We start from the raw sequence: 12,918 nt of genomic DNA, 5'->3' as shown, positions 1-12,918 counted from the left end.
ATAAATCAAATTACTTTTGAACTTTCACATCGATATTGATTGCTGGCGCCGCCATTCCAATTTTTTCCCAATTACCATAGAATGAACGGTAATATCCAGCTTTGAATAATGCACCGCTCAAAGCCACTTTACCATTCGATTTTCCGATAAACTGAATCCCAACAAAGAATTTTCCCTGAAGCCATATTTTTTCATTACTAACATCCAACGAATAACCAAAATCATCCAAATCATCTTTACTAATCGTTGCAATGATATCTTTGTTCAGAATCAAATTATTTGGCTTCCCGTCTTTTTCATCGTAAATCGTATAACGAACTTTGATTGGTGTTGTAGATTCGAATCTGGAAAAATTCATATTGATCTTTGTAATCTTCAATTTTTTACTGGAATTGAATTCCACAGCGGTTTCTTCTACCACAGAATCGCCTTTTTCCATATTTGGCGTAAACATCAAAGATTTTGACTTGCTGTTGACTCCCAGATTTTTGTCTTTATAATTTTTCGGAGCAATAACCACTTCCTGTATATCGGTTACTTTTTCATATAAATAGATATTATGCGGATTCTGCTTTACAAAATCTCCCACAGAACTTCGGAATTGTTTGTAACCGGCAACCGCAACAATCAGTTCTTTATCTTTGGGAATATTATCTAATTGAATTTGGAATTTCCCATTTTCATCCGTCTGAATTCCGTAATTATTATTGATGATCCCGATTTTAGCATATGGAACAGGTTGGTTATCATCTTTTGAAATAACAGTTCCGGAAATAGTTTGTGCGTGAAAAGATAAGAATGCGAATAGTGTAAAGATAATGTTGATTTTCTTCATTGAAATTAATTTGAGACAAACTTCTGAATTTTCTTTTTCTAAATCTCTCAAAGAAAGGTTAAATCGACTAATCTTTTAGTTAAATTTTTCCGAAAAAACCATTTTGATCAGACAAATTAATATACATATTCAACTATTATTTAAAATAATTTATAAGAATTTTAATTATATTTATCAAATCATTATAAAAACTTCAATCTATGAAAAACAAATTATTATTTCTATTTCTTTCCTTTATTTGTTTTATAAAAATTCATTCGCAATCTGAACAATTCTCAAAAATTAGAATTCCCTACTCCTCTCAACAAGAGTTTCAGAAAATCATAGAAATTGCAGAACTTGATCATTTCAATGGTAAAAATGGTTATTTTGTAGAAGCTGTTGTTTCTTCCGACATTCTTCAAAAATTAAGTTCGAAAAAATTTCAATTCGAAATTCTGGATAATGATGTAATAGAAACTTTCCGTAAAAAATATCTCGAGGAAAAAAATACCTCGTTCAAAAATTATTCTCTCGGATGTAATGATTCTTACGTGGATCCTATAAACTACAGAACTGGTAGTATGTCAGGATTTCTGAATTACGACGAAATTTTTCAGGATTTGGATAAAATGCATAGTCTTTATCCTAATTTGATTACCGCAAAAGCACCAATCAGCAATTTTAAAACTTTTGAAAATAGAGAATTATTTTTAGTAAAAGTTAGTAATCATCAAGTAACTACTCCTAAAAAGAAATTACTTTTCACGGCTCTTCATCATGCAAGAGAAGCGGGATCTGCTCAGCAATTAATTTATTTCATGTGGTATCTTTTAGAAAATTATGCTACTGATCCGGAAATAAAATCTATTCTCGACAAAACAGAACTTTATATTGTTCCAATTGTGAATCCTGACGGGTTTGCTTACAATTGTAATGAAAATCCTGATGGTGGAGGGATGTGGAGAAAAAACAGAAGAAATAACAATGATGGGACATTTGGAGTTGACAACAATAGAAACTATGATTCCAATTGGGGAACAACCGGAATCTCTACTGATTCTGATTCTGAAGTATATTGTGGAACATCGGCGTTTTCTGAACCAGAAAATCAAGCTATAAAATGGCTTTGTGAACAGAATCAGTTTATTGGAGCAATCAATAATCACACTTATTCCGGGCTTCTTTTATTTCCTTATGGTTATGATTATAATGCATTTACTCCAGACCATGATCTCTTTACAAGACTTGGGGACGAAATGGTAAAGAAAAGCGGTTATACAAACGAAATTTCTTCATTATTATATTTGACTTCCGGATCTTCTGATGACTGGATGTACACAACAACTTCTCAGAAATCCAAAATATTAGCTTTTACACCAGAAAACGGCTACAGCTTTTGGGATTCGCCTTCACAAGTAAGCATCAATAATAGAGGAATGCTTTTCTCCAACCTTACTTTTCTGAAATCAATTTATAATTATTTTACTATTGAAGATAAAAGCAATATGAATATCTCCGGGCAAAATTTTTCTTTACAATTCTCTGCGAAAAAATTAGGACTTGGAACTGGTCCTGCTACAGCAACATTAATTAGCAATACATCGGGAGTAACAACAAGCGGTGGTGATGTAAGCATTCCTAACTCTGCACAAGGTTCTTCTTTCAATTTATCTTTCTCTGGAAATATTAATGGTTCGCTAAATGCTGGGGATCTTATCTCACTTAGCCTGAAAATTGACAATGGTGATTTCGTTCAAATGATTCCTATTTCTAAGATTTTTGGAACATCTAGAATCCTTCTGAATGATGAAGGTAATAACTTGGATAATTGGAACAAAACAGGAAACTGGGGAATTACAAGTGCTGATTCTTTTTCTTCTCCAAGCTCTATTACCGATAGTCCAAATGGCAATTATTCCAATAACTCACAAACTTCGATAACGTCCAAAAATTCCTATAATCTTACTGATGTTCAATCTGCATGGATCAGTTTCAAAACAAAATGGAATATAGAAAACGGATATGATTCTGTATCATTTGAAATTTCCGAAAATGGAGGCACTACTTGGATCCAGCAATGTGGAGAATTCACAAATCTTGGTTCTCCTTATCAAATATTAAATCAACCGATTTATGATGGTAAATCCTCAGAATGGAAATATGAAAAAATATCGCTCTCAAATTACATTGGAAAAAATATAATGATCCGTTTCAGGCTGAAAACAGATTCCGCTGTTACAGAAGATGGAATATATTTAGATGACATCAAGTTAGAAGTTTTAGATGCAACGCTTAGTACTAATGAACTAGAAAATAGAAAATTAAAAATCTATCCAAATCCAGTAAAATCAGTTCTTACCATAGTTTCCTCTGAGACTAAAAATAATTTCAAAATCTATACATTGGATGGGAAACTCCTGAAAACTGGAAAAATAAATTTTAATAAAATAGATGTTTCTTTCTTAAATATTGGAGAATATCTTCTCAAAGTAGATGATGAAAAAGCAATAAAATTCATCAAAAAATAACACACAGATGGCGATTCAGAAATGAGTCGCTTTTTTATTTCGTATTTTCGCAGCTTATTTATCATTCATAATTATCATTCATACAAATGAATTACGTTTCTGCAGAAAATCTAAGCAAATCTTACGGCGTCAAAGTCCTATTCAAAAATATCAATTTCCACGTGAACGAGGGTGACAAAATTGCTATCGTTGCTAAAAACGGAAGCGGAAAGTCCACACTTCTGAAAATCCTGATGGGAAAAGAAATTGCTGATAGCGGAACTACAATTATCAATAAAGATATTCAGGTGGTTTTGTTTGACCAGGAAATTGATTTTGACCCGAAATTGTCTGTGGAAGAGTTTATGATGACGTTGGATTCTGCGCCGATTCTGGCTTTGAAAAAGTACCATCACGCTTTGACTTCTAATATTCCTGATGATATGGAAGCGGCTTTGGCAGAGATGGAAATTCATAAAGCTTGGGATTTGGAAAACGAAATGGAACAAATCCTTTCTCAGCTTAAAATCACAGATTTGTCTGCGAAAATGGGAACACTTTCGGGTGGACAGATCAAAAGAATCGCATTGGCCAAACTTTTGACAGAAACCAGAGCAGAACACCGCCACACCTTACTTATTATGGATGAGCCAACCAACCACTTGGACGTGGAAATGGTAGAATGGCTGGAAAATTATCTTAGTAAATCGAAAATCACGTTACTTCTTGTAACACACGACCGTTATTTTCTGGATGCTGTTTGCGACAAAATCTGGGAAATGGAAGATGGAAATCTTTATCTTCACAACGGAAGTTATGCGACTTATCTTGAAAACAAAATGATTCGCGAGGACAATCTGAATTCAACGATTGATAAAGCGCAAAACCTTTACCGAAAGGAATTGGAATGGATGCGAAGACAGCCAAAAGCGAGAACTACAAAGTCCAAATCCAGACAAGATGATTTCTACGAAACCGAAAAAGTAGCGAAAACCGACACCAGAAAAGAAAAACTGGAACTGGATTTCGAAATGAAAAGATTAGGAAATAAAATTCTTGAACTTCGAGATATCAACAAAAGTTATGGTGAGAAAGTATTGTTCAAAGATTTTTCTTACCAATTCCAGAGAGGCGAAAAGGTTGGAATTGTTGGGAAAAATGGCGCAGGGAAATCAACTCTACTGAATATCATCCAGGGTTTTGAACCTAAAGATTCTGGCGAAATCGAAACTGGAGAAACCATCAAATTCGGATATTTTGCCCAAAAAGGTTTGCAATATAAAGAGGACGAAAGAGTCATTGATTTCATCAAAGAAATTGGAGAGAATTTCCCTTTAGCTAATGGAAAAACCATTTCGGCATCACAGTTTTTGAGATTATTCTTGTTTGATGACCAGACTCAATATTCGCCGATTTCAAAGCTTTCCGGTGGAGAGAAACGCCGTCTGCACTTGATGTATATTCTTTATCAGAATCCGAATTTCCTGATTTTTGATGAACCTACGAATGATTTGGATTTGCCAACATTGACAGTTTTGGAGAACTTTCTTCAAAATTTCCAAGGCAGTTTGATTATCGTTTCGCACGACCGTTATTTTATGGACAGAATTGTGGACCATGTTCTGGCTTTCGAAGGCGAAGGAAAAATCAAGGAATTTGTTGGGAATTTCTCAGAATACAGAGAACATCTTAAAAACGAAGAAAAAAATCCAAAAACAGAATCGCCAAAAGTTGAAAAAGTTGAAGCTCCGAAAGACACTTCGATCCCGCTCAGCGTTACCAACCAACAAACAGCAACCAACAATCAGCAACCAAAAAAGAAATTATCTTTCAAAGAACAACACGAGTTGGAAACCATCGAGAAAGAAATACCGAAGCTGGAAGAAAAAAGAGCGGCAATCCTGGAACAACTCAACAACGAATCTGACTACGATAAAATATCAAAACTTTCTTCTGAATTGGAATCTCTTTCCGGAAAACTAGAAGAATTCGAAATGCGCTGGCTTGAACTTCAGGAATAGTTGATAAAAATCACATCATATAAACATATTGATTTACAATTAGTTAAGCTAATGGAATCGTTTTTATTTAGAATTATTTAAAATAATACTTGGAGATAGTAAGAGTTTATCTACTTTTGCACTGTTTTTAAATATTCTAAATAAACTATGAGAAAAAATGCTGTTGCAATAGGTCTTATTACATTGTCTGTATTTGGCTACGGTCAGGAAAAGAAAACAGATTCACTCAATGTAAGAACGATAGAAGATGTCAAACTTCATAAAGCAGGGAATCCAAATAAGGCAAAAACTTTCACAACAAAGTCCAATCTTGATGTGATGGAAAATCCGCAGGCTACTGCTATCGTGACCCACGAAATCATCGAGCAACAACAAGCGCAACAACTATCTGATGTCATCAGAAACGTCAACGGAATGTACATCAGTTCTGCAAGAGGAAGTTCTCAGGATAGTTTTGGAGCCAGAGGTTATATTTTCGGTACAGAAAACATTTACAAAAATGGTGCTCGTGTTAACAGTGGTATTTTTCCTGAAGTTTCCGGAATGGAGCGTGTAGAAGTTCTAAAAGGAAGTGCTGCTATTTTATACGGAAATATTGCGCCAGGCGGTATTGTGAATATGATTACTAAAAAACCACTTTTTAAAGAAGGCGGAACCATTGCTGCGAGTATCGGAAGCTGGAACAATTACAAAACTTCAATAGATTACTACAACGCATTAAGTAAAACTGCGGCTTTCCGTGTGAATGGTGCTTATGAAAACAAGGAAAGTTTTAGAAACGATGTAACTGGTGAAAAGTACTATTTCAATCCTAGTTTTCTCTTCAACCTGTCAGATAAAACACAGCTGATCGTAGAGGGTGATTATCTGAAGCAGGAATTCACTCCTGATTTTGGAATCGGAACTTTAGTAATAGACCCAAAAACGTCAAAGTCTATCATTAACAATTTGCTGGGCATCAAAGAAAATCCAGGCATCAGCTGGCAAAATCAAATCAACCAAATGGCAACTTCTACAGTGACGGTTAATCACACTTTCAATCCAAAATGGTCTTTGAATGCTGTGACTTCTTACCAGAACTATACAAGAGATTTTTTTGGAAGCGAAAGAATGCAATGGATGTATGACACCTCAAAAAATAATTATTATTGGGAAAGAACGGCTGCTAAAAATTATCAGGAACAAAATTACACGTCCATACAAATTAATCTTAATGGTGAGTTCAATACAGGAAGATTAAAACATAAGTTATTATTTGGTGGTGATGCTGATTATCTGCAGGCTGACACTTATACATTTTCTTATTTGAAAAATGATGGAGCATGGACACCGGATAAAGATATTACGGTAAAATATGGGACAAATGGTAATACTGAAGATGGTAAAGTATATTTGAGTAACGAAGCAAGCTGGGCGAGTGGTCATATTCTGGAAACTAAAAGAAGAGACTTAATTAGAACACCAACGAGAAGAGTTGGATTATATGTTCAGGATTTGATTTCTGTTACTGAAAAATTCAAAATCCTTGCAGGTGTCAGATGGTCCTACCTTGAGAACAGGCCAGTTCTAACAACGACTTATTATGACAATAAAAAATCCGGGGGACAGCTATTTTCACAGAGTGCATTTTCTCCGAGATTTGGTCTTGTTTATCAATGGAACGAAAGTTTCTCAACATTTGCCAGCTACTCTAATTCCTTCACCCCGAATACAGGAAATGACATCAATACAAAAGCTCTTCCTGCATCAATCATTGATCAATGGGAAATCGGATTCAAGAAGAATTTATTTGCTAATACCATTGCCTTTAATGCAACGGCATATCAAATCGATAACAATAATCTTGCACAAACTGCTCCATTTGACCAGTTTGGAAATGTAAATACAAACACTAATATCAAGGAACTTACCGGAAAAACGAGAAGCCAAGGTGTGGAAGTGGACATCACCGGAAATCCTCTTTCTAATCTATCTGTGATTGCTGGATATTCTTATAATTATATGACATACCGTGATACGCCGAACACTCTCAACAGTTTCATAGAAGGGGAAAGAATTGTTAGAACACCCCTCAATACAGCCAATGCTTCTGTTTTCTATACTTTTGACAAGTATGTAAAAGGTCTTAAAATCGGAGCAACAGCCTTTTACACTGGAAGTCGATTCGGAGGATGGAACAACCAAAAAGATGAGAAAGGAAATCAGAAAACAGATAGAATGATTCCATTGACAGATTTCACTCAAGTAGATTTCAGTGTTGCTTACCATTATAAAAAATTTCTAATCCAGGGGAAATTAGCCAATGCATTTAATGTTTTAAATTACAATGTCCACGAGAATTACTCCGTGAACCCGATTATGCCAAGAAACTTCTATGTGACTTTGACATATAAACTTTAAAAAATATCAAATCAAATTTCTAAAAATAAAAGTGGAGTCATACATTTGTCTCCACTTTTTCAGATTAATAAAAAAATTAAAACAATGGATAAAATCAAGAATACAAAAACGTTTATGAGAATCACGCACAGATACCTGGGGTATTTTTTGGCTGGAATAATGGCTGTTTATGCTATCAGTGGCGTTCTGCTGGTTTACAGGGATACAGATTTTCTGAAAAAAGAAAAAAGTTATGAGAAGAAATTCGAGGCTAATTTGGATGAGAAGAAGCTTGGCAAGGAAATCAAAATCAAAGGTTTTGAAGTGGATAAAACAGAAGGTGATGTAATGCTTTTCAAACAAGGAACTTATAATATCAAAACAGGCGAGGCAAAATATTCTAAAAAAGAATTGCCGTTTGTACTGGATAAGATGACGAAACTTCACAAATCCCAGTCCAAAGACACGCTGTCTCCGTTGAACACATTCTTCGGAATTTCTTTATTCTTCTTTGTAGTTTCTAGTTTCTGGATGTTTAATCCTAAGACCAAAGCATTCAAACGAGGAATGATTTTTACAGCTATCGGATTGATTGTTGCTTTGATTTTGACATTTATCTAAAGAATCAGATCAGATGCAGAGCTTTAATTAAAACATTCAGACTCCAGATAATTACCATAGATCCAACACCTATGAACATTGCCTTCACAGGCAATTTTCCTGCTAATCTGGCCGCAATTGGCGCAGCGAGGACGCCTCCCAGAATCAATGCGGCTATCAATTGCCAGTGGCTGATTCCTATGACTGAAAAGAATGTGAGTGCGCTGGCAAAGGTCACGAAAAACTCTGTTAAACTCACTGTTCCGATGATGTAGCGTGGTGTTTTCCCTTTAGAAATTAAAGTTGAAGTTACCAATGGTCCCCAACCGCCGCCACCAAAGGAATCTAAGAAGCCTCCTGCACCTGCTAACCAGCCTACTCTTTTTGTCTTTTTGCGTTTTTTATTTTTCCTGAAGGCATTAAGTAAAATTCTTATTCCAAGTATGAATGTGTAAGTGGCCAGAATCGGTTTGATAACCGCAGCATATTTTTCTCCGAAATAAGCTAACAATAAAGCCCCTAGGACAGCACCGATAACACCAGGAATCAATATATTTTTGAACAATTTTTTATTGATATTACCAAATTTGTAATGGCTGAATCCTGAAGCGCCACTTGAAAACATCTCGGCTGTATGAATACTGCTGCTGATTGCAGGCAAAGGAATCCCGATGTACAAAAGTGCGGCGGTGCAAGTCACGCCATAGCCCATTCCCAATGCGCCATCAATCAATTGAGCCAAAAATCCAACCAAGAACAACCAGAAAAATCGTTCATCCGTATTATCATTCAGATATTGATAAGCAACTTCCAAGTCTTTGAAACCGATATAAAATGACACAATGTTTCCTATAAGCAAAACAACAAATGCCCAGAAAAATATAGTTGCAATTCTTCGCCATTTCTTTTCCCCATTGATGATGAAAAGAGATTTTCTTTCTTGTGAGCCATTATTTCCACGAAAGAAAAAATCATTCTCAGAAGGAAGGCTTGGAGCGAAATACAAGTTTTTTCGTTCTTTAATTTTATTGATGATAAGATGATCCTGGGTAGCATCTTCTGTTGCAACAATGAACAAATCTGCTATCTCCAAATAAGAATCATCAAAATCTTCATTTATAATCTTGATCGATGTATTTTCCAGCAACAGATTCTTGATATCATCAGAAAGTCTCCTGGCAAGAATGCTGATATGAGCATCGGGAATATTCTGCATCAAATCATTAAGCTGTTCAGAAGCTAACTTTCCACCGCCGACAATCAGGATTCTGTTAGTCGATGCATTGATGAAAACCGGAAGTGAAATTTTTGATGTCAAGGTCTTTATTATTTAAAATTACTGAATCAAACCTGCACCGACTGTCACAAAACTCGATTCATCGATAAAGATAATTCCGCCGTTTGATGCCAAGTCTTTGTACGAATCATAAGCCATTGGTTTTGCGGTCTTCAATTTTAATTTTACAATTTCGTTTAGGAAAACCTGCTCCACTTCCTGTTTTCCCAACGTATTGACATCCAGTTTATATTCGATTTCTTTAATGACACCTTTTACTTGAGTCGCGTTGTTTTGAATCAGATATTTAGAACCGGATTTCAGAGATTTGTCGCCCATCCAGCATACTAAAACTTCCAGCTCCTGTTCCAATTTTGGAAGGCTGTCCGATTTTACAATCAGATCGCCACGGCTGATATCGACATCATCTTCCAAATGTAAAATCACACTCTGAGGAGCAAACGCTTCTTCTACTTTTTCCTGGTTGATTTCAATCGCGGAAATCTTACTTTCGGTTCCGGAAGGTAAAATTGTTACCGAGTCTCCTACTTTATAAATCCCGCTTGTGATTTTTCCGGAATAACCACGGTAATCGTGGAGTTCATCGGTCTGAGGACGAATCACATACTGAACAGGAAATCTAGCTTTATCAAGATTGATCGTGTTTTGTAACTCTACAGATTCCAGGTAATCGAGTAAAGTTTTTCCCTTGTACCAATTCAGGTTTTCGGATTTATCAACGATATTGTCACCGTCTAAAGCTGAGATTGGGATATAAACGACATTATTTAAAGATAGTTGCTCTGCCATTTTGGAATAGTCCTCTTTGATTTGATTGAAAATCTCTTCAGAATAATTGACCAAATCCAGTTTGTTAATAGCCACCACTACATTTGGGATATTGAGCAATGATGCGATGATGGAGTGTCTTTTTGTTTGTTCTATGATTCCGTTTCTGGCGTCAATTAAGATAATAATCAAATCAGAATTGCTCGCTCCTGTAATCATATTTCGGGTGTACTGAACGTGTCCCGGCGCATCTGCAATGATGAATTTACGTTTTGGAGTAGAGAAATATTTGTACGCTACATCGATGGTAATTCCCTGTTCACGTTCTGCTCTCAAGCCATCCGTCAATAAAGCCAAATCCAGTTCGCCGTCATTTTTGAATTTGCTGGCACGTTCGACGGCTTCCAATTGGTCTATCAGAATGTTTTTGCTGTCATATAATAATCTGCCAATGAGTGTGCTTTTTCCGTCGTCTACACTTCCTGCAGTGATGAATCTTAATATGTCCATTATTGTAATGGTTAATTGTTAATATTGAAAGGTTATTGTCTAACCATAGAATTGCTCCATAGCCCTGATGGGAGCGGCATCCTTTTTTCTTTTTTATAAAAAAGGAAAAAGATATAGCGGACAGCAGGTTCTCGGCTCCTAATTATTTGAATATCCTTCTACAAATTCAGGATAACAATTTTAGAAATACCCAGCTTTCTTTCTGTCTTCCATCGCAGCTTCGGAGGTTCTGTCGTCTATTCTGGTTTCGCCACGTTCGCTGGTCTTGGTGGTGATAATTTCGGCAATCACTTGCTCTAGATTTGTTGCTTCCGATAATACTGCTGCAGTGCAAGTCATATCTCCAACCGTTCTGTAACGGACTTTTTCTTTGGTTACGACATCATTTTCATCAAGATTTACGAACTCGTTCATAGCGATGAACTGATTGTCAAAATTGAGAACTTCGCGTTCGTGTGAAAAGTAGATTGAAGGCAATTGAATGTTTTCTTTCAAAATGTAATTCCAGACATCCAATTCTGTCCAGTTACTGATTGGGAAAGCGCGAACCTGCTCGCCTTTGTGTATTTTTCCATTGTAGGTATTCCACAATTCGGGGCGCTGAAGTTTCGGATCCCATTGTCCGAAATCATCACGAACGGAAAAAATACGTTCTTTGGCTCTGGCTTTTTCCTCGTCTCGCCTTCCGCCACCGATGCAACAGTCGAATTCGAATTCTTCCACAGTGTCCAGTAATGTGAAAGTCTGCAAGGCATTTCTGCTAGGCAACTTACCTTTTGGTTCTCTCAAACCTTTTTCTTTGATGGTGTCTTCTACTTTTCTGACGACGAGTTTTTCGCCGATTCGTTCAGCTAATTTGTCACGAAACTCCAGAACTTCAGGAAAGTTATGACCTGTATCGATGTGAACCAATGGGAAAGGGAACTTGCCCGGACGAAAAGCTTTCAACGCCAGATGAACCAATGTGATGCTATCTTTTCCACCGCTGAACAGTAAAGCTGGACGTTCAAATTGACCGGCAACTTCACGGAAAATATGGATGGCTTCGGATTCTAACTGCTCCAGATAATCCAAATGATATTTTGACATTTTTTATTTTTTTTTAAACGCAAAGAGCGCAATTTTTTTTAAATCTAATTGAAAATATTAAGATCCGCCAATGCGTTTCACTCAATAAGATTATCTATTTAACAATTATATTTTATTTCCTTAGATAATTGATTTATTTATTTATGAACGTGGAGGCCACATTCTTTTTTGCTGGCATCTTCCCACCACCAGCGACCGGCACGAAAATCTTCGCCAGGCTGAATTGCTCTTGTACACGGGACGCAACCGATGCTGACGAAACCTTTGTCATGCAATGTATTATAGGGAATTTGGTTTTTTTTGATGTAATCTTTGACTTCTTCTGTGGTCCAGAATAAAAGAGGATGGAATTTAATGATATGATTGGACTCGTCCCATTCCAACTTAGAAAGGTTTTCTCTGGCGACGGAATGTTCTGCGCGCAGTCCCGTAATCCAGACTTTGTTGCCTTTCAAAGCTCGTTTCAGGGGATGAACTTTTCTAATATCACAACAAGTTTTCCGATTCTCTACAGACCTATAAAATGAATCTGGTCCATTTTCCTGAATGAATGGTTCTAACTCTTCCGGATTTGGATAATAGGCTTTGATATTAACTTTGTATTTAGACCTTGTAAGATTCCAAGTGTTGTAGGTTTCTTCGAATAGTCGGCCTGTATCTAATGTGAAAATTTTGATTGGTAAATCTTTTACTAAATCTGTAATCACCTGGTCTTCGAAACTAAAACTTGTAGAAAAGCAGACTTCATCGGGAAAAGTCTGTATGAGGATTTTCAGAACTTCTTCAATTGATTTCTGTTCTATATTATCTTCAAGCAGTTTTAGAAAGGTTTTTTTTAAATCGTTCTCCATCATTCTATGTAATCAGGCACAAATTTAATAATTCATCTAATTTTGACCAAATTAGTATAATTTAAAATAAGTTAAAAAT

General features: G+C 36.0%; 9 protein-coding genes. 4 read left to right on the top strand and 5 right to left on the bottom strand.

From position 1 onward, the window contains the following. Positions 1-10: 10 nt before the first annotated feature. The gene (locus tag BUA97_RS10760) at positions 11-835 is read right to left on the bottom strand and encodes a carboxypeptidase-like regulatory domain-containing protein (protein ID WP_072997870.1); all 825 of its coding nucleotides are present in this window, start codon (positions 833-835) and stop codon (positions 11-13) included. A gap of 200 nt (positions 836-1,035) precedes the next feature. Here BUA97_RS10760 and BUA97_RS10755 point away from each other — a divergent pair, with 200 nt between their 5' ends. The 4 genes from BUA97_RS10755 to BUA97_RS10740 all read left to right on the top strand — a co-directional run bounded on the left by BUA97_RS10755 (position 1,036) and on the right by BUA97_RS10740 (position 8,345). Continuing rightward, on the top strand, positions 1,036-3,345 hold the full coding sequence (locus BUA97_RS10755; RefSeq protein ID WP_072997868.1) for a M14 family zinc carboxypeptidase: 2,310 nt from the start codon (positions 1,036-1,038) through the stop codon (positions 3,343-3,345). An 86-nt stretch (positions 3,346-3,431) separates the two neighbouring features. After that, positions 3,432-5,345, top strand: coding sequence for an ABC-F family ATP-binding cassette domain-containing protein (locus BUA97_RS10750; protein ID WP_072997866.1), 1,914 nt, complete (start codon positions 3,432-3,434; stop codon positions 5,343-5,345). A gap of 147 nt (positions 5,346-5,492) precedes the next feature. After that, entirely contained in the window at positions 5,493-7,745 is a 2,253-nt protein-coding gene (locus BUA97_RS10745; RefSeq protein ID WP_072997864.1) for a TonB-dependent siderophore receptor, read from the top strand. 84 nt (positions 7,746-7,829) lie between these two features. Continuing rightward, positions 7,830-8,345 (top strand): hypothetical protein, encoded by a 516-nt coding sequence (locus BUA97_RS10740; protein WP_072997862.1) that lies wholly within the window; start codon positions 7,830-7,832, stop codon positions 8,343-8,345. Between the two features lie 4 nt (positions 8,346-8,349). Here BUA97_RS10740 and BUA97_RS10735 read toward each other — a convergent pair whose 3' ends face one another. From BUA97_RS10735 to BUA97_RS10715, 4 genes are all read right to left on the bottom strand, one after another. Continuing rightward, positions 8,350-9,642 (bottom strand): TSUP family transporter, encoded by a 1,293-nt coding sequence (locus BUA97_RS10735; protein ID WP_084081309.1) that lies wholly within the window; start codon positions 9,640-9,642, stop codon positions 8,350-8,352. An 18-nt stretch (positions 9,643-9,660) separates the two neighbouring features. Next, the gene (locus tag BUA97_RS10725; RefSeq protein WP_072997860.1) at positions 9,661-10,899 is read right to left on the bottom strand and encodes a sulfate adenylyltransferase subunit 1; all 1,239 of its coding nucleotides are present in this window, start codon (positions 10,897-10,899) and stop codon (positions 9,661-9,663) included. A gap of 180 nt (positions 10,900-11,079) precedes the next feature. Further along, positions 11,080-11,988, bottom strand: coding sequence for a sulfate adenylyltransferase subunit CysD (gene cysD / locus BUA97_RS10720; protein ID WP_072997858.1), 909 nt, complete (start codon positions 11,986-11,988; stop codon positions 11,080-11,082). Between the two features lie 137 nt (positions 11,989-12,125). Beyond that, complete coding sequence (locus BUA97_RS10715; RefSeq protein WP_072998599.1) at positions 12,126-12,839, bottom strand: phosphoadenylyl-sulfate reductase; 714 nt, start codon at positions 12,837-12,839, stop codon at positions 12,126-12,128. Positions 12,840-12,918: the final 79 nt, after the last annotated feature.

Source organism: Epilithonimonas mollis (assembly GCF_900142325.1).
Classification (GTDB): Bacteria; Bacteroidota; Bacteroidia; order Flavobacteriales; family Weeksellaceae; genus Epilithonimonas; species Epilithonimonas mollis.
The sequence above is the reverse complement of the archived record's forward strand: the minus strand, read 5'-3'. Positions and strand labels throughout refer to the sequence as shown.